A 16,564-nucleotide genomic window follows, 5' to 3' on the forward strand; every position below is an offset into this window, starting at 1 on the left:
GCTCAACGTCATGCCTCAACCTCTACTCGTGCGCTGCAGACCTGGCTGAGATGTGCGTTTACGTCTGCACCAGACTGCGTCGTCGGGTCCATTCCGGCAAATTCAATTTTGCAGGCCAGACTATTTACATCATCGAATTTCATTTGTCTTAGTAAAGCGCGCACTCCTCGCTACAATGCATATCCAAAATCAAACGAGGGAAGAGGCAGTCATGGAATTCATGCTCGAGCGGCTTTCGGAATCGGTGGCATCGGCGGATAGCCTGGAAAAGCTTGCGCGGCCGCTACTCGAGATGCTCGAAATCGTCACCGGGCTAGAGTCTGTCTACCTGACGTCCATCGATGAAACCGCCGGCATTCAGTCGGTCGATTACGCGCGCAACTCGGGCGAATTGCGGATCGACGAAGGGCTCGAAGTGCCGTGGTCGGATACGCTTTGCAAACGCTGCATCGAAGAAGGGCGGCGTTTCACATCCAATATCAGCGAAATCTGGGCCGATTCGCAAGCGGCCAAGGCGCTCGGCATCGAAACCTACGCGAGCGCGCCGGTATGCGCCAGCAACGGTTCGATCATCGGTACGCTGTGCGCGGCGAGCAAACGCAGCAAGTCGATCGGGCCGCGCGCCCGCAGCGCGCTCAACCTGTTTTCGAAGATCATCGCGCAGCATATCGAGCGCGAGCGCCTGCTCGGCGAAGTGCGCCGGTCCAACGAATATCTCGCCAAATTCGCCCTGACCGATGCGCTCACCGGCCTGCCGAATCGCCGCGCCTTGCAGGACGAACTCGGCCGCTTGCTGGCGCGCGCCGGACGCGACGGCTCGTATGTGATCGTCGGCATGATCGACCTCGACGACTTCAAGCGCGTCAACGACAAATACGGCCACGTCGTGGGCGACGCACTCCTGAAGAACTGCGCGCAACGCATCGCCGGCGTGACGCGCGATACCGACATGCTCGCGCGCATCGGCGGCGACGAGTTCGCGTTCGTGGGACCGGGCCTGACCGACTTCGACGCGACCAATCGCGCGGCGGAGCAGATTCGCGCGCGCATCATGGATTGCGTCAGCGGATCGTTCGTGTCGGAGCACGATGAAGTGAAGTACTGCGGCCTCAGCGTGGGCGCGGTCGCCGTGTGCTTCGTGACGATGGATCAGGCCATCGCGCTCGCGGATACCGCCATGTACGAGACCAAGCGCGAGCGCAAGAAGCTGGCGGCGCAGTCGAACTGAGATCGTCCGACTGCTTTGACTCCGCTCAAGCGACCGCGCGCTTCTTCAGCACGTAGCTGTTTTCATAGCCGGGCGGCTGGCCGATGATGTCGTAATCCGCGAACAGCCCGGCATTCTGAATCTCGTCGACGGCGGGGCCGACTTCCGGCGAATACTGCACGTCGCCATAATCGTCGAACACGATATATCCGCCCGGCACGACAAAGCGCTCGTACAGCAGAAAGTCCGACCAGACGTGCGCGCGCATATGCCCGCCGTCGATATGCAGAATCTTGAACTGCTTGGAAAAGCCGAGCGCGGTCGCGATGGCGAATTGCGAGTAGCCCTTGATCAACTGGCTGGTGGGCAAAAGCGTCTGGTGGAAATACGCCATTTCCTGCTCCTGCCCGCGCAGTTCGAACGGATCGATGCCGATGAACTTCGTCTCCTCGCCGGCGAAGCGTTTCATAAAGGCCAGCGATTTGCCCTTCCACACGCCGATCTCGACGACATCGCCGCTCAGCGATTCGACGTCGAGACACAGATAGCCGAGCAGCTTAACGAACGGATGGAACGACAACTCCGTGCGCTCCATGAACTTGATCGGCATGGCGGCATAGGCCGCTTCGTAATCGCGGGAAACGCTGTCCCATTCGGCGTCGATGCGCGCGCTGATCGACGGATCATCGATCATCGCCAGCAGATTCGTTCGTGCGTCGTGCTGCATTCCACCCCCGGTCGGTAAAGGCAATCAAGGCTTTCAATTTACGCAGACGAATCAGTCTACCGTGCTTCGAACGCGCCCGCTAAGCGGCGTGTAAAACCGGGAAACTACGTAGAAAACAGCTTCGCGGCGGAAAGCATTCAGAAGTGGTCGTTTTTTATACTCCCTCCCATACCCAAGCCACGCCAGGAGACATTCGATGCCGCTTCACGCAGGACCGTTTGCCCGTGCGCTCGTCTGTGCCGTCGCGCTGTACGCGGCGCAGGCGGCTCACGCGCAGCCGATCCGGCTGATGACCGGCGGCGCGGCCAAGCTGATCTATCTGCCGGTGATGCTCGCGGCGCAACTCGGCTATTTCCGCGACGAAGGGCTCGATGTGCGCGTGGTGTCGTCGCCGGCGGGCATCGACAGTTCGACGGAGCTCGTCGCGGGCGCGGTGCAGGGCGCGGTCGGTTACTACGATCACACCATCGGCTTGCAGAGCCGTGGCATGGACGTGCAATCGGTGATCGTGCTGGGGCAATCGGCGGGGCTGATCGAACTGGCGCGCAGCACGGGCGGCATGCATACGATGGCCGACGCGCGCGGACGCAAGCTCGGCGTGACCGGCTTCGGCTCGTCGACGTATGTCCTGACCAGCTATCTGGCGACGCGCGCGGGCGTGCCCGCCGATGCCTACACCGTCACGCCGCTCGCCACCGAAAACGCTTTCGAACAGGCGTTCGCATCGGGTGAGGTCGATGCCGGCATGACCGAGGAGCCGACCGTCACGCGACTGCTTTCGCGCGGCATCGCGCGGCCGCTGGTCGATCTGCGCAGCGCATCGGACACGCGCGCGCAACTGGGCGGCGCTTACGTGGGCGCGTGCATCTACATGCGTCGCGAATGGATCGACGCGCATCCCGACGAGACGACGCGGCTCGTGCGCGCCGTGCGCCAGGCCTTGCGTTTCATCGGCACGCACAGCGAGCAGGAGATCGAAGCGGCGATGCCGGACGCGCTCAAGGGCGGCGATGCGGCCATCTATCGGCAGGCGCTGGCCGGCATGAAGGCAAGTTTCTCGCCGACCGGCCGCATGCCCGCCGATGCGCCGTCCGCCGTGCTTGCGATCGTCGCCGAAGTCGATGCCGATGTCTCGCCACGGCATGTCGATCTGACGCGCACCTGGACCGACCGCTTCGTCGACGCGGCGCAGTAAAACGCGTCGCCGGAACAACATCGAAGGAAAGGAGACAGAGATGCTCATGCGAGCCATCCGGATTCACGAATACGGCGGCCCGGAAGTCCTGCGCCGCGTCGAGATCGACGTGCCGCGTCCCGGACCGGGCGAGGTGCTGGTGCGCGTCGTCGCGGCGGGCATCAACTTCATGGACGTGCACACGCGACAGGGCAAGTATCGCGATTCGCGCACCTATCCCGTGCGGATTCCGTGCACGCTGGGCATGGAAGGCGCGGGCGAAGTGGTCGAGACCGGCGCGGGCGTGAGTTCGTGCCGCGCGGGCGATCGCGTCGCCTGGTGCATCGCGTGGGGCGCGTATGCGGACTATGCGATCGTGCCCGCCGCGCGGCTCGCGCGCATCGCGGAGGGCATCGCGTACGACGTCGCGGCCGCCGCGATCTTTCAGGGCTCGACCGCGCATTATCTGCTCGATGACGTCGCGAAGCTCGAAGCCGGCATGACGTGTCTCGTGCATGCGGCGTCGGGCGGTATCGGCCAGTTGCTGGTGCAGTTGGCGAAGCGGCGCGGCGTCGAAGTCTTCGCGACGACGAGCACGCCCGAGAAGGCGGCGATCGCCCGCACGCGCGGCGCGGATCATGTGCTGCTCTACGAGAACGGCGGTTTCGCGGATCGCGTGCGCGATCTCACCGATGGCCGGGGCGTCGACGTCGTGTTCGATGCCGTCGGCAAGACCACCTTGCGCGACAGCTTCCGCGCGACGCGCGTGCGCGGTCTGGTCGTCAATTACGGCTCGGTGACGGACCCGATGCGCGATCTCGATCCCTACGAACTCGGCGAAGCCGGCTCGCTGTTTCTGACGCGTCCGCGTCTGGCCGATCACCTCGCCGATGCCGCCACCGTGCAGCGCCGCGCCAACGACGTATTCGCCGCGATCCGGCAAGGCGCGCTGCAAGTCGAGATCAACGGCCGCTACACGATGGACAACGTCGAAGCCGCGCACGCCGCGCTAGAAGAACGTCGCCAGTCGGGCAAGGCGGTGATGGATATCGCCGCGTAACGCGCACTTTTTTCGCTCATCCGATTTTTGTCCGGCGCGGCACACGCCTCGCCGGTGATGCAACTCGTCCCTCAGACCTCAGAGGACCACATGACATCCGATACTAAAAGCCGTACCGAATCGCCGCTGCGCTCGGTTTTCCGCGTCGTCAGCGGCAATTTCCTGGAGATGTACGACTTCACCGTCTACGCCTACTATGCGAGCGCCATCGCGCACACGTTCTTTCCGGCGGAAAACGAATTCGTCTCGCTGCTGCTCGCGCTGTCCGTGTTCGACGCGTGCTTCGTGATGCGTCCCATCGGCGCGCTGGTGCTCGGCGCGTATGTCGATCGGCACGGCCGCCGCAAGGGCCTGATTCTGTCGCTGACGCTGATGGCCGTCGGCACCGCATGCGTCGCCTTCGTGCCGGGCTACGCGACGATCGGGCTGGCCGCGCCGGTGATCGTGCTGTTCGGCCGCTTATTGCAGGGCTTTTCGGCGGGCGTCGAACTGGGCGGCGTATCGGTCTATCTCGCGGAAATCGCGACGCCCGGCAAGCGCGGCTTCTTCTGTTCGTGGCAGTCGGGCAGTCAGCAGGTCGCGGTGATCTTCGCGGCATCGCTCGGCGTGCTGCTCAACCAGACGCTGCCGCCGTCCGACGTGACCGCGTGGGGCTGGCGCATTCCGTTTCTGGTCGGCTGCCTGATCGTGCCGTTTCTGTTCCTGATTTGCCGCACGCTGCGCGAGACCGATGAATTCGCCGCGCGCAAGCATCATCCGCGCATGGGCGAGATCATGATGTCGATGCTGCAGAACGCCGGGCTGATCGTCGCGGGCATGGGACTGGTCGTGATGACGACGGCATCGTTCTATCTGATCACGACTTACACGCCGACCTTCGGCAAGAACGTGCTGCACCTTTCGTCGATCGATTCGCTGATCGTGACCGTGTGCGTCGGCATATCGAATCTGATCTGGCTGCCGATTTCCGGCGCGGTGTCGGATCGCGTCGGCCGTCGCCCGATCCTGCTGATCTTCACCGTGCTCACGATTCTGACCTCTTATCCGGCGATGCAATGGCTGGTCGCGGCGCCGTCCTTCGAGCGTCTGCTGCTGGTGCAATTGTGGCTCTCGGTGCTCTATGCGTGGTACAACGGTGCGATGGTCGTTGCGCTGACCGAGCTGATGCCCGCGCATGTGCGCACGACCGGTTTTTCGATGGCCTACAGTCTCGCGACGCTGGTCGGCGGCTTCACGCCGGCGATCTCGACATCGCTGATCCACTTCACGGGCGACAAGGCCGCGCCCGGTGCGTGGATGGGCGCGGCCGCGCTGTGCGGCGCGATCGCGACGCTGGTGCTGTATCGCTCGCGCGAGGCCCGCAACGGCTACAGGTGGCAAGGCGTTCCCGAGCAATGAAACTTCTGCTTATCGAAGATAACCGTCAACTCGCGCACTGGCTCGCGAAAACGCTGACCGACGAGGGCTTCCTCGTCGATCACGTACTCGATGGCGAAGCGGCCGAGGCATCGCTCGCCGGCACGCGCTACGACGTCGTGCTGCTCGATCTCAACTTGCCCGGCATGTCGGGCAAGGCGGTGCTGCGGCGCATGCGCGACGGCGCGAACGACACGCCCGTGCTCGTTCTGACCGCAACGGGCGATATAGGCGAGAAGGTGATTTGTCTCAGCGACGGCGTGGACGATTACGTCGTCAAACCCTTCGACGATCGCGAGCTCGTCGCGCACATCAAGGCGCTGGCGCGACGTCACGCGCCGGTGCGTTCGAATCGCCTGCGCTGCGGCACCTTGCTGTACGACATGGACCGGCGGCAGTTCTTTATCGGCGACGACGCCTTGATGCTCACGCCGCGCGAGCACGCCGTGCTCGAAGCGCTGATCCTGCAAACCGGCCGCACCGTATCGAAGACCGTGCTGGCGGACGCCATCGAAATCTATATTTCGCGGCTCAGAAAGAAAATCGAGCGCAGCACGGCGGCCATCATCACGCTGCGCGGGCTCGGTTATCTGCTGGAACATGAAGAGCCGCAAGCGTAGTCTGCGCGCGCGGCTGCTGCTCTGGCTGATCGTGCCGATGACCGTGTTCGGCCTGATCGCCGCCTGGGTCACGCACGCCAACGCGCGGCGCACCGCCGATTTGCTGCAGGACGCGGCGCTGCTCGCGGCGGCGCGCGTGATGGCCGCCGACGTGAACTGGAAGGGCAACGATCTGGTCGCGTCGATTTCGCCGAGCACGATTCAGATCGTCGGCACGCCGGAAGGCGATCAGGTGTTCTATCGCGTGGAAATCGCGGGCGGCGCGGTGATCGCGGGCACGTCGGATTTTCCGCGCACGCGATTGGGCGCGTCGCCCGCAGTGGTACGACGCGCAGGTCGGCGATCTGCCGATCCGCGCGGTCTCGCTCGAACGCCCGATGTTCGACGCCGGCCGCACCGTGCGGCTGATCGTCTCGGTGGGCCGCACGCTGAGCGCGCGCGATGCGCTGATCGCGTCGCTGTGGAAGCCGCAACTCGTCTATATCCTCGGCAGCATCGCGGTCGCGATCCTGCTGATCTGCGCGGGGCTCGCGCTCGAACTGCGGCCGCTCGACCGCCTGACCGACGGCCTTTCCGCGCATCCGCTGCAAAGCCGCGCGCGCATCGATTCGACCGATCTCCACGCTGAACTGCAACCGATGGTCGCGGCCTTCAATGCATCGCTCGATACGATCGAACGGCAGACCGCGACGCAGCGCCGTTTCATTGCCGATGCCGCGCACCAGATTCGCACGCCGCTGACGCTGCTCGGATCACAGCTTCAGTACGCGCGCCGTCAGAACAGTCTCGACGACGTGCGCGAAACGCTGCTGGCGATGCATCACAGCAACCGCGCGATGGTCGCGCTGATCAACCAGTTGCTGATGCTCGCGCAGGCCGAAGCCGCCGATTACACCGCGTTTCAAGGCGAAGCCGTCGATCTGAAAGCCGTCATCACGCGCGCGATCGAAAAGCTCGCGCTCGCGGCGAGCCGGCGCGATATCGAACTGGCCGTGTCGTTTGCCGATGCGCTGGTCGTGTCGGGCAGCGAGCCTTTGTTGTCCGCCGTGATATCGAATCTCGTCGACAACGCCATCCGCTATTCGCCGAAAGGGTCGCACGTGACCGTCGAAGCGGCGCGCGTGGACAACACGGTGCGCATCGACGTCATCGACGAAGGAGCGGGCATTCCGGACGCGCTGCGCGAACGCGTCTTCGAAGCGTTTTTCCACGCATCGGAGGAAGAGGGCAGCGGGCTGGGTCTCGCGATCGCGCGCGAGATCGTGCGGGCGCATGGCGGCACGATCGTCATCGGCGATGCATCGCCTTCAGGTGCCAAGTTCAGCGTAACGCTCAAGGCCGCGACGATTTATCCACGGCCAGATGACAATTATTAATTGCATTCGAATAAATCGAATAAGCATGCCAATTTTTATTCGAATATTTTTTATTGCTCTGAGCTATAGTCAGCGAGCCGAGTCGAGTCTTTAGGCACCTTAAGACGCGTTAAAACGCGTCAGCCTTACGATCTGCTGTACGACGCCCCATCGATTTGCTTCCAATATTGCTTCCCAGGTCGACGCTTAGCGATGCTTCGAGTGACCTGGCCGTCGTCGTCATGGAGAAAGGGAATGACCCGTCCCGCGCATCTGATGGAATCGACGATACCGGCGCGGCCCGAGCAAGCCGGGCACGGCGTCGGCACGAGCCTGAGCAAGTCGTTTTTCCGTACTGCGCGAAAAATGCTTCCCGACGGCTTGCTGTTGCGCCTGCTGCATTTGCGCCGCGTCGGACGCTGGCCGAACGTGACGCAGCCCGCCACGTTCAACGAAATCATCCTGCATCGCTGCCTGTTTCCCGATCCACGCTGGACGACGCTTACCGATAAACTGCTGGTGCGCGACTACGTCAAATCGAAAATTGGCGACGCGCATCTGATTCCTTTGATCGCGACGCCGGACGTATTCACGCAAGACGTATTCGATGCGTTACCGAATGCTTTCGTGACGAAGGCGAATCACGGTTGCGGTTTTGTGAAGGTAATCTGGAATAAAACCGAAACGTCGTTTCAGGAATTGAAGCGACTCGCCGACGAATGGCTTGCGACCGACTTCTATCGCGCGACGCGCGAGCGGCATTATCAGGGCATCGAGCGGCGCGTGTATTTCGAGCAATTGCTTTCGGACGGCAACGGCCGCGTGCCGGCCGATCTCAAGCTGAATATTTTCGGACACGGTCCGAATGGCGCGCTGGTTTATACGGGCGTGATCACCGATCGCTTCGGCGCGCCACGTCACGATTTCTACGATCCGCAATGGAACCGGCTCGATATCGTGCTCGGTCACTATGCCTGTAGCGCGCAAGCCGCGCCGCGTCTGCCCAACTGGGACAAGGTCGTGGATATCGCCACGCGTCTCGCGGACGGACTGGGCTATGTGCGCGTGGATCTCTACGTCGTCGGCGACGCGGTCTACTTCGGCGAACTCACCTTCACGCCGGGCGCGGGCCTCACGAAGATCACGCCGGCTCACTACGACCTGGAATGGGGGAGGCTGATCCGACAGATGCACGGCGGCGCGTAACCCACACACGACACACGCACCGCCGCGCGCGACGCCGACGAGCGCCGCGCGTTCGGGCAGGCATTCACCGATAGCTCGCGCGCAAGCGCCGGAGCAGGGGAGCGCTTTTGCCTTTTCCAACGCACTTTACGTTGATGCAAAGCGTCATCACGAGGCCGATCATGCTTGGGAAGCCGTCGCAATCGGAGCGTCTGTCGTTAGAAGAGGCGTCGTCGGATCCTGCCTTCCGCGAGATCGTCGCGTGGATCGGCAAGTTCCTGTGCTCGCCTCACGCCGAACTCGGCCGCGCGGGCGATGTGTGTCCGTTCGCCAAAACCGCCGTCACCAAAAACGCGATCGAATTCTTCAGAAACGCCTCCGTCGATACGGACAGCCTCGAAGAAGACATGCGCCAGCATCTGACGGAATTCGAGCAGGGCGATCGCGCGGACATCTACCGTTGCCGGATCATCGTGCCGACGCAGTTGGACGATGCCGCGCACGCGGTTCAGTCCGTGCAGCGCGCGCTCAAACCGCTGTTTGTCGAACGGCATCTGATGGTCGGCCAGTTCTTTCAGGATTGTGACGAACCCGGTTTGTGGAACCCGGATTTCCGGCCGCTGCGCACGCCGGTGCCGCTGCTCGCGATCCGCAATATGGTTCCCACGGACGTCGCGTTTCTATACCATGATGCGTCATATCTGCGCACTTACCTCGACAAGTTCGGCAGTCGCGGCAGCAGCGCGCTCCGGCAGTTCGAGATGACGAGAGAGGCCAACAAATGAACACGTCGCGTATCGACGCTTTCGGCGAAGACGTCTTCCGCAACAGCACGTATATCGACAAGCTCGATCTGGCTTTCTCGCAGTTTTTCGTGCGTACGCCGACCGGTAGTCTGCTCGCGATCGCCACCGGCATGCGCGCCGATTTTCCGCAACTGAAGACAAATTTGCAGGGCGCGGGATTCGATATCGCCTCGGTCGCGAGTCTGATCGTGCCGCATTTCGAATCCGACGAAATGGGCGCGCTGCCGGACTTCATGGCGCACAACGCGGCGCTGGTCGCGTATGCGCATCCGATCTGCGCGCACGCGCTATCGGATATCTTTTCGGTCAAGACGAAGATACTGAAGGACGAGACGCCCGTGACCATCAACGGCGAAGTCGTCGTGCCGATTCACGCCAAGCATGTGCATCAGTGGGATTCGCTGGTGGTCTACGTGCCGCGGCTCAAGGCGCTGTTCTCGTCGGATATCTTCATGAGCTACGGACCGGTGGACGGCGAGGGCGGCACGCTCGACAACATCGTCGGTTCGATCGACAAATCCGGCTATATTCCGTCGCTCGAACATCTGGCGAGCGCGCTGAAAAAGATCCGCAAATACGATATCGAATCGATTTTCCCGATGCACGGCGCGCCGATCCGCACGCACATTCCGGAAACCATCGATGGGCTGATCGAGCATTGCGAAACGCATCGCGCGGTTGTCGCGAGTTGATGATCAATGCACGTCGCGCCTGATTAACTAAGGCCAAAGCATTCGTTGGCGCGATGCATCGCACGTCATAGCATGAACCGCTCCGGACGATTTCGTCCGGCAAGCGTTCATGGATATTTCATGCGATACAAGGGATACAAAGTGGAACCGTCCGCGCATGCGCTGCCCAGCGGCCTGTATGCGGCGAACCTGATCATCGAGAACCACGCGTCGTCGTTCGCGTTCGATGCGCTCGATTATTTTTTCGAAGCAGACCACGCCATTGCTTATGCATCGCGCTGGGCGCGCTTGTGGATCGACCAGCACGACCGGCGCGCCGCGTAACACTCATGCTCTAGCCAGGACGTCCGTGATGAAGTCGCGCCCGAGGTCTCGTTCAGCGGTCGAAATCTGTTTGCCGCTTGCCGTGCTGAGCATTGCCTGCGCCAGCTCGGTCACGACGCGCCTGTTCGCGGCGATGTGGATGTGCATCGGCGTCGCGTGTCTGGGCGAACGGCCGCTGCGCGATTTTCCGCGCGACGGGATCGATCTGCGCTGGCAGTTCGGCATCCGCGCGTGGATTCTCTGGTGCTTCCATATGGCATGGTGGCCGTGGTACGTGCGCGCCGATATCGTCCGGGCGATGCACACGCTACGGCGGCGCCGGCCGCCGATCGCACGGCGCGGGCGACCCGGCGCCTACGGTGAAACCGGCGTCGAGCCGCGCAAGGAAGACTGATACCGGTTACGCGGGCGGCGTGGCGGTGTCGTCCGGAGTCGTGGGCGTGGCGGGCGCCGTAGTCGTCGCGGTCGTCGTCGTCGTGGGCTCGGCCTGCGGTGATGCTTCCGCTTTCGGCTGAGCCGGACGCTTGCTGCCCGAGCGCCGCGCGTGCGCCGCTTCTCCCGCCGACACTTCGCCCGCAGGCTGGCCCAGCAGATCGACGCGCGCCGCGCCTTGCACCAGACACGCGCGATATCGATTGCCACGGCACCAGACCGCGATGGCATCGCGCAATTCGCGCTCGGTGAGGCGCAAGTCTGCTGCGTGCGTCAGAAGCTCCTCGAGAATGCCGACCTTGAGCGGCAACTTCGGCGCGGGATTCTTCGGAAACGCAAGCGGGAATTTCTTCTGCAGCTTGCCGATGGTGTGGACGACCGGGTCCACGGGCGGCTGTGCCGGCTCGTTTGCCGGGCGCTGCGGACGTGGCGGCCGCTGCGGCCGGTCCGGACGCGCGGCTTTCCTTGCCTGATCGTCCGGCGCTTTCGTCTGCGCCTTCGCCTTGGCGTGCGTAGCTTTTTCCGGCTTGGCCTTTTCATGCTGGGCGCGGTCACGCTTGGCCTGCGCGGCGAGTTGCGATTTCAGCGCAGCGAGTTGTTCGAAGCCCATCACGGCTCCTTGTTAAAAACGGGCCGTCATTTTAACAGCGTGCGGAGGCAGCGGCGTTGGATGGGCGTCGGGTTCTTCAAATGGCGTGGGTTTCCATCGAGACCCTATTGTTTGATTCATGTTTTGCGGTTGCAACATGACAGGCGAGCGACGCGTGGACGAGCGTTATCCGCGCCAGGGCGAGTGACGAATGATCGAGCAGAAATTGCCCGCCTTGAATAACGGCTCCTTGTCCGCGATGACATCCGCCTTCACGTTTCCGAATGTCGAATCGGGTTTGTGTTTGATGCCGTCGTAAAACGCCTGAATGATGTCCTCCTTGAAGTGCTCGGTACGCGGATGCGCGTGCACGATGGCCTCCCGCTCGGCATCGCTGTAGTGCTGGTACGTCAGACCGAGCACATCCATCTCGACGCCCGCCGTGACCAGCGCAATCACCGGATGCATGTGCTGCGGAATGCCCGGCGTGGTGTGCAGCGCAATCGATGTCCATACGAGGTCGATATCGGCCGCGCCGATGCCGCGTTGCTTCAGGAAGTCGCGCGCCGCGTTCGCGCCATCGACTTCGAATCGCTCGTGGCGACTGCTGTACGACGGCATCAGGCCGACGTCGTGAAACATCGCGCCGGCGTACAGCAATTCCGGGTCGTACTTCAGGCCGCGTTCGCTCCCCGTGAGCGCACCGAAGTAATACACCCGGCTGGAGTGATTGAAGAGCAGTTCCGTTTCCGTATCGCGGACGAATTCGGTGATTTCGCGGGCGAGCTTGCTGTCCGGAATAGCGATGCCATTGATATCCATGACCGACTCCTGTGTGAACAAGAGCTTTATTGTGGAACGGTGTAGAATTGGCAGCGATCGGTGTGAAACGCCGATTTCTGCCATTTCGCGCCGTATCCGGACTCAGGGAGATTCTGATGGCGAGGACCATTGCCATGCTCGCGATGCCGGGCGTGCAGTTGCTCGATGTATCCGGTCCGCTGGATGTCTTCGCACAGGCGAACATCGAAGCGGGCCGCGACGAATACGTGCTGAAGGTCGTGGCGACCGCGCGGGGTCATCTGACGAGTTCGTCCGGCGTGCGGATGGTCCCCGACGAAGTGGCCGGCGAGCGCGTCACGAAGTTCGACACGCTTCTGGTGGCGGGCGCGCCTCATGCGTCATCGTTGATTGTTTCGGACAAGCTGCGCGCATGGCTGATCGCGACCACGAAGACCTGCAGACGCTTCGGCTCGGTGTGCACCGGCGCATTCGTTCTGGCGGAAGCGGGATTGCTGAAGGGGAAGCGGATCACGACCCACTGGTCGTCGGTGGACGAGTTATCGCATCGTTATCCGGACGTCACGATCGAAGCGGATGCGCTGTACGTGCGCGATAAACGGCTGCGCACGGCAGCCGGCGTGACGGCTGGTCTGGATCTCGCGCTGGCCCTTGTGGAAGAGGATCTCGGCCGCGACCTTGCGATGCGCGTCGCAAGCCAACTCGTGATGTATTTCAGACGACTGGGCGGCCAGATGCAATTCAGCCGCAAGGGGCACGCGCACCCGATGGGCCGTTCGGCATTGCAGGACGTGCAGAGACTGGTCGCCGCGTGTCCCGAGCTGGACCATAGCGTGAGCAGTCTCGCGGCGGCAGTCTCGCGGCGCGTGCCGGATTGAGCCCGCGCCATTTTGCGCGCCTGTTTCAGGCGGAAGTCGGCGTGACGCCGGCGGCGTGGGTCGAGGGCGCGCGCGTGGCGGTTGCCCGGCGTCTGATCGAATCGAGCGGCGACGCGCCCAAACAGGTCGCCGCGAAATGCGGATTCGCGCCAATCCGGACGTGCTGAGACGAGCCTTTCTCAAGCACGTCGGCGTGACGCCGGCGGAATATCGCAGGAGCGCGGGCCGTCACTGAACGGCTTGGTCCTCTATCGCCGCGACGAAGCTTGCAATGATCCGCGCGACATCGTCCGGTGCTTCGAGCGGGTGACAGATGGCCGGTGCCGGGCAGGATGTGCATCGTCGCTTGAGGGATGCGCGGCAGCAGTTCGGCCTGCAATGTCGCGACGCGATCCACCTGATCCCGCTCTCCTGAGATCACGATGGTCGGCACGTCGATCGACGCCACCTCAGCGGTAATGTCTTCGCGCATCGCGATGTCGGGCCACGCGGCCTTCGCTTGCGGCGCGGCCTTCAGGCTGTCCTCGATGACTTGCTCGCGCGGCACGCGGCATCGAGTGGCTTCGCTGTGAGGACGTGGTCGATGACGAACTCGACCGATTCGCGCGATCGATACGCGCCCGTCAGCGTCGCGCGTTCCTCGTCCGACAAAAGCATGGGCGAGGGTGGCGACGGCGCGACCAGCACGAGACCTTCGAGTCCCGTCGGCCGCCGCGAGGCGATGAGTTGCGCGACCTTGCCACCCATCGAATGGCCGACGAGCACGTAGCGCTTCAAATCCAGCGCGTCGATGACGCCCTCGGCGTCGTTCGCCAGGTCCGCTATACGGTAACCATGCGCGGGTGCATCGGAATCGCCCCAGCCTCGATGATCGGTGGCCACGAGGCGGTAACGGTCCGGCAGTGCCTTCGCCACCTCGTCCCACGTGCGCGACGAGCCGCCATAGTAGTGCAGGAAGACCAGTGCAAGCGCGCCGCTGCCGCGCTGCGCGACGTGAATCCGCGTACCGTTCGTTTCGATGTCCAGCTTGTCCATCGTGTCCATGTTGTGCTCCTCGTTGGTCGGATACGTCATCGTAGAGCCGTGCATGTGATTTGATAATTGCCCGTCGATTGGCGACAGTCGATAATTCGGGTATCGAATCAAGGTGAAGACATGGACCGACTAACGAGTCTCGGTGTGTTCGTCGCAGCGGTGGAAGAAGGCAGCTTCGCGGCGGCCGTGCGGCGTTTCGGACTTTCGCCGGCGATGGCCGGCAAGCATGTGAGCGAGATCGAGGCGCGTCTGAATGCGCGGCTGCTGCAACGCACGACGCGGCGCCTGAGCCTGACGGAAACGGGCCAGGCTTACTATGCGCGCAGCAAGCAGATTCTCGATGCATTCGACGATGCCAACCGGGAGGCCAGCGATTCGCACGCCACGGCGCGCGGCGTGCTGCGCGTGGCCGCGCCTGTCACGTTCGGCGCGATGCATCTGGGGCAAGTCGTGGCGCGTTATATCGAGGATTATCCGCAGGTGAATGTCGATGTCGTGCTCGGGGATCGTTATGTCGATTTGCTCGATGCGGGTATCAATGTCGCCATCCGTATTGGTCGACTGGAAGGTATTGGTCGACTGGAAGATCCGGCGCTGGTGACGCGCCGGATCGCTCCTTGCCGGATGGTCGTCTGTGCATCGCGTGCGTACATCGAGCGGCACGGCACGCCGTGCAAGCCGCGCGATCTGCTTCAGGCGCCGAGACTCGCCTTCAGCGAAGCCGTGTCCGCAGGCGACTGGACCTTGTTCGATGCGAAAAATCGCGCGCATGTCATCGAAGGGCCCGTGCGGATGGCGGCCAACAACACGCAGATGCTGCTGTCGGCTGCGCTGGCGGGCGCGGGCATCGCGTATGGTCCGACGTTCGTGTTTGGGGAGCATCTGCGGCGGGGCGAGCTCGTGGCGCTGCTGCCGGGTTACCGTGCGACGGAACTGGTGATCCAGGCGGTCTATCCGAGCGCACGACAGATACCGTTTAAGGTGCGCCGATTTGTGGATTATCTGGGGGAGGCGTTTGGTGATGAGCCACAGTGGGACGGCAACAAGCGTGCTTGATGGCGAAGGCAAGTACCGTGCGAATGTCGAGTCGCTGGAAAGAGCCACGTCCGCGCGCCCAAGTCCACGTACGTTATTAATCAGACAATTCGAGGATTTACGAAAAATTATTTGAGGAGGATAATTATCCCAGATAAATAATTTGAGATAAGTCGCTATGGCCTATCACCGTACGCAACTCGCCGAAGAGATGGCCCAGCAGATTCTGTATCCGCGCGGCCTGGATGCGCAGCTACAGGCAGGCGTCTTCCTGTCCGGGCCGCGCCGGATCGGCAAGACCACCTTTGTGCGGCAGGATCTGATGCCCGCACTACAAAAGCATGGCGCCATTGTCGTGTATGCGGACTTATGGAGTCAGGCTCAGGCCAATCCCGCAGACCTCGTGATCACGGCCGTCCAGCAGACCGTCAAGGACCTGCAAACGCCTGCTTCCGATCTTTTCGGTCGTGTCGCACGTCAACTCAAACGCGTCTCTTCGATCGACGTCGGCGGTGCGGGATTCAAGTTCGGCTTCAAACTGGATCAGATCGGCAAGCCTGTCGGCCCGACGTTGGCGACGGTCTTCACGGAGCTGGTCGAGAAGACTCGGACGAACGTCGTGCTCATCATCGACGAAATTCAGCATGCGTTGGGCACTGCAACCGGAAACGAGCTGCTGCTGGCGTTGAAGGCCGCGCGGGACGCGGTCAACCTGAGCCCCGACATGCCGGGGAAGCTTTACATCATCGGCACGGGCTCGCACCGGGCGCAGGTGCAAGAGATGGTGCTTCGCGGCAATCAGGCGTTTCAAGGCGCATGGTCGCAGCCTTTCCCTCTGCTCGGCAAGGATTATGTCGCCGATGTGCTGGCTCAAACGCGTGAGCAACTGGGCGCGCGGTCACCGACGCTGCCGGCGGCGGTCCACGCGTTTCAGGAACTCGGGAGCCGGCCCGAGGAACTGCTGAAGGCACTGGTGTCACTGCGGGATAGTCCTTCGGATCTGGCGCCGGATACACAATTGCCTATCATCGTTCAGGCGCTGCGCCAGTCCGCAGCCGATCTCGAGATCACTCGCGTCGAAAGCTTGGGCGACCTGGCGGTTGAACCGCACCGGGAATGTAGGAGACTTCGGATCTTGGCTGTAATGGAGATTTGAAGTATGGAAAACGAAAGCAAGGCAAGGAAGCCCACCGGGACGCGATATTCAGATGAGGTGCGGGAGCTGGCG

The 16,564-nt window shown here is 62.7% G+C and carries 17 protein-coding genes and 2 pseudogenes; 15 read left to right on the forward strand and 4 right to left on the reverse strand.

From position 1 onward, the window contains the following. The first annotated feature begins 211 nt into the window (after nucleotides 1-211). A complete protein-coding gene (locus BVER_RS19135; protein ID WP_050454656.1) occupies nucleotides 212-1,228 on the forward strand; it encodes a sensor domain-containing diguanylate cyclase in 1,017 nt (338 codons plus the stop codon). A 25-nt stretch (nucleotides 1,229-1,253) separates the two neighbouring features. On the opposite strand, the gene BVER_RS19140 is transcribed toward BVER_RS19135, so the two are convergent. Further along, on the reverse strand, nucleotides 1,254-1,934 hold the full coding sequence (locus BVER_RS19140) for a class I SAM-dependent methyltransferase (RefSeq protein WP_050454657.1): 681 nt from the start codon (nucleotides 1,932-1,934) through the stop codon (nucleotides 1,254-1,256). Nucleotides 1,935-2,130: 196 nt separating this feature from the next. Between BVER_RS19140 and BVER_RS19145 the strand changes: the two genes are divergently transcribed. From BVER_RS19145 to BVER_RS19190, 11 genes and pseudogenes are all read left to right on the forward strand, one after another. After that, nucleotides 2,131-3,129 carry an ABC transporter substrate-binding protein gene (locus BVER_RS19145; protein ID WP_050454658.1) on the forward strand — a complete coding sequence of 333 codons (999 nt, stop codon included), beginning with the start codon at nucleotides 2,131-2,133 and terminating at the stop codon, nucleotides 3,127-3,129. A 46-nt stretch (nucleotides 3,130-3,175) separates the two neighbouring features. Then, a complete protein-coding gene (locus BVER_RS19150) occupies nucleotides 3,176-4,168 on the forward strand; it encodes a quinone oxidoreductase family protein (protein WP_050454668.1) in 993 nt (330 codons plus the stop codon). 90 nt (nucleotides 4,169-4,258) lie between these two features. Next, nucleotides 4,259-5,566: an MFS transporter gene (locus tag BVER_RS19155; protein WP_050454659.1), complete on the forward strand. Its 1,308-nt coding sequence runs from the start codon at nucleotides 4,259-4,261 to the stop codon at nucleotides 5,564-5,566. After that, nucleotides 5,563-6,204: a response regulator gene (locus tag BVER_RS19160; RefSeq protein ID WP_050454660.1), complete on the forward strand. Its 642-nt coding sequence runs from the start codon at nucleotides 5,563-5,565 to the stop codon at nucleotides 6,202-6,204. Before BVER_RS19155 ends, BVER_RS19160 begins: the two co-directional genes overlap by 4 nt. Nucleotides 6,205-6,241: 37 nt before the next feature. Continuing rightward, nucleotides 6,242-7,028: pseudogene (locus tag BVER_RS35710) on the forward strand (sensor histidine kinase N-terminal domain-containing protein); the annotation flags it as partial. Continuing rightward, nucleotides 7,020-7,580, forward strand: a complete 561-nt coding sequence (locus tag BVER_RS35715) for a sensor histidine kinase (protein WP_502255029.1) — start codon at nucleotides 7,020-7,022, stop codon at nucleotides 7,578-7,580. The pseudogene BVER_RS35710 and the gene BVER_RS35715, both read left to right, overlap by 9 nt. 234 nt (nucleotides 7,581-7,814) lie before the next feature. Next, nucleotides 7,815-8,765 carry an ATP-grasp fold amidoligase family protein gene (locus tag BVER_RS19170; RefSeq protein ID WP_083452257.1) on the forward strand — a complete coding sequence of 317 codons (951 nt, stop codon included), beginning with the start codon at nucleotides 7,815-7,817 and terminating at the stop codon, nucleotides 8,763-8,765. Between the two features lie 161 nt (nucleotides 8,766-8,926). Then, nucleotides 8,927-9,529 carry a DUF6875 domain-containing protein gene (locus BVER_RS19175; RefSeq protein WP_198155305.1) on the forward strand — a complete coding sequence of 201 codons (603 nt, stop codon included), beginning with the start codon at nucleotides 8,927-8,929 and terminating at the stop codon, nucleotides 9,527-9,529. Continuing rightward, a complete protein-coding gene (locus tag BVER_RS19180) occupies nucleotides 9,526-10,242 on the forward strand; it encodes an oxygen-binding di-iron domain-containing protein (RefSeq protein ID WP_050454662.1) in 717 nt (238 codons plus the stop codon). Before BVER_RS19175 ends, BVER_RS19180 begins: the two co-directional genes overlap by 4 nt. A 120-nt stretch (nucleotides 10,243-10,362) precedes the next feature. Further along, the gene (locus BVER_RS19185) at nucleotides 10,363-10,566 is read left to right on the forward strand and encodes a hypothetical protein (protein ID WP_050454670.1); all 204 of its coding nucleotides are present in this window, start codon (nucleotides 10,363-10,365) and stop codon (nucleotides 10,564-10,566) included. Between the two features lie 28 nt (nucleotides 10,567-10,594). Then, a complete protein-coding gene (locus tag BVER_RS19190; RefSeq protein ID WP_157056133.1) occupies nucleotides 10,595-10,960 on the forward strand; it encodes a hypothetical protein in 366 nt (121 codons plus the stop codon). Between the two features lie 6 nt (nucleotides 10,961-10,966). Here BVER_RS19190 and BVER_RS19195 read toward each other — a convergent pair whose 3' ends face one another. Then, entirely contained in the window at nucleotides 10,967-11,608 is a 642-nt protein-coding gene (locus BVER_RS19195) for a ProQ/FinO family protein (protein ID WP_050454664.1), read from the reverse strand. A 165-nt stretch (nucleotides 11,609-11,773) separates the two neighbouring features. Then, nucleotides 11,774-12,409, reverse strand: coding sequence for an HD domain-containing protein (locus tag BVER_RS19200; protein ID WP_050454665.1), 636 nt, complete (start codon nucleotides 12,407-12,409; stop codon nucleotides 11,774-11,776). Between the two features lie 116 nt (nucleotides 12,410-12,525). On the opposite strand from BVER_RS19200, the pseudogene BVER_RS19205 reads away from it, so the two are divergent. Beyond that, a pseudogene (locus tag BVER_RS19205) lies at nucleotides 12,526-13,501 on the forward strand (GlxA family transcriptional regulator). A gap of 278 nt (nucleotides 13,502-13,779) precedes the next feature. On the opposite strand, the gene BVER_RS34245 reads toward BVER_RS19205, so the two are convergent. Continuing rightward, nucleotides 13,780-14,355 carry an alpha/beta fold hydrolase gene (locus tag BVER_RS34245; protein WP_232316664.1) on the reverse strand — a complete coding sequence of 192 codons (576 nt, stop codon included), beginning with the start codon at nucleotides 14,353-14,355 and terminating at the stop codon, nucleotides 13,780-13,782. A 66-nt stretch (nucleotides 14,356-14,421) separates the two neighbouring features. On the opposite strand from BVER_RS34245, the gene BVER_RS19215 reads away from it, so the two are divergent. Further along, on the forward strand, nucleotides 14,422-15,357 hold the full coding sequence (locus BVER_RS19215) for a LysR family transcriptional regulator (protein WP_050454666.1): 936 nt from the start codon (nucleotides 14,422-14,424) through the stop codon (nucleotides 15,355-15,357). A 157-nt stretch (nucleotides 15,358-15,514) separates the two neighbouring features. Then, nucleotides 15,515-16,492, forward strand: coding sequence for an ATP-binding protein (locus tag BVER_RS19220; protein WP_050454667.1), 978 nt, complete (start codon nucleotides 15,515-15,517; stop codon nucleotides 16,490-16,492). Nucleotides 16,493-16,564 lie beyond the last annotated feature (72 nt).

It is taken from the genome of Candidatus Burkholderia verschuerenii, assembly GCF_001189365.1.
Taxonomy (GTDB): Bacteria; Pseudomonadota; Gammaproteobacteria; order Burkholderiales; family Burkholderiaceae; genus Caballeronia; species Caballeronia verschuerenii.

Bases quoted from the DNA above. Each gene is read 5' to 3' on its own strand.
- BVER_RS19135 (WP_050454656.1), top strand. From the start codon at position 212: ATGGAATTCATGCTCGAGCGGCTTTCGGAATCGGTGGCATCGGCGGAT.
- BVER_RS19185 (WP_050454670.1), top strand. From the start codon at position 10,363: ATGCGATACAAGGGATACAAAGTGGAACCGTCCGCGCATGCGCTGCCC.
- BVER_RS19170 (WP_083452257.1), top strand. From the start codon at position 7,815: ATGACCCGTCCCGCGCATCTGATGGAATCGACGATACCGGCGCGGCCC.
- BVER_RS19140 (WP_050454657.1), bottom strand. From the start codon at position 1,934: ATGCAGCACGACGCACGAACGAATCTGCTGGCGATGATCGATGATCCG.
- BVER_RS19190 (WP_157056133.1), top strand. From the start codon at position 10,595: ATGAAGTCGCGCCCGAGGTCTCGTTCAGCGGTCGAAATCTGTTTGCCG.
- BVER_RS19220 (WP_050454667.1), top strand. From the start codon at position 15,515: ATGGCCTATCACCGTACGCAACTCGCCGAAGAGATGGCCCAGCAGATT.
- BVER_RS19145 (WP_050454658.1), top strand. From the start codon at position 2,131: ATGCCGCTTCACGCAGGACCGTTTGCCCGTGCGCTCGTCTGTGCCGTC.
- BVER_RS19195 (WP_050454664.1), bottom strand. From the start codon at position 11,608: ATGGGCTTCGAACAACTCGCTGCGCTGAAATCGCAACTCGCCGCGCAG.
- BVER_RS19200 (WP_050454665.1), bottom strand. From the start codon at position 12,409: ATGGATATCAATGGCATCGCTATTCCGGACAGCAAGCTCGCCCGCGAA.
- BVER_RS19155 (WP_050454659.1), top strand. From the start codon at position 4,259: ATGACATCCGATACTAAAAGCCGTACCGAATCGCCGCTGCGCTCGGTT.
- BVER_RS19160 (WP_050454660.1), top strand. From the start codon at position 5,563: ATGAAACTTCTGCTTATCGAAGATAACCGTCAACTCGCGCACTGGCTC.
- BVER_RS19180 (WP_050454662.1), top strand. From the start codon at position 9,526: ATGAACACGTCGCGTATCGACGCTTTCGGCGAAGACGTCTTCCGCAAC.
- BVER_RS35715 (WP_502255029.1), top strand. From the start codon at position 7,020: ATGCATCACAGCAACCGCGCGATGGTCGCGCTGATCAACCAGTTGCTG.
- BVER_RS19150 (WP_050454668.1), top strand. From the start codon at position 3,176: ATGCGAGCCATCCGGATTCACGAATACGGCGGCCCGGAAGTCCTGCGC.
- BVER_RS19175 (WP_198155305.1), top strand. From the start codon at position 8,927: ATGCTTGGGAAGCCGTCGCAATCGGAGCGTCTGTCGTTAGAAGAGGCG.
- BVER_RS34245 (WP_232316664.1), bottom strand. From the start codon at position 14,355: ATGCACGGCTCTACGATGACGTATCCGACCAACGAGGAGCACAACATG.
- BVER_RS19215 (WP_050454666.1), top strand. From the start codon at position 14,422: ATGGACCGACTAACGAGTCTCGGTGTGTTCGTCGCAGCGGTGGAAGAA.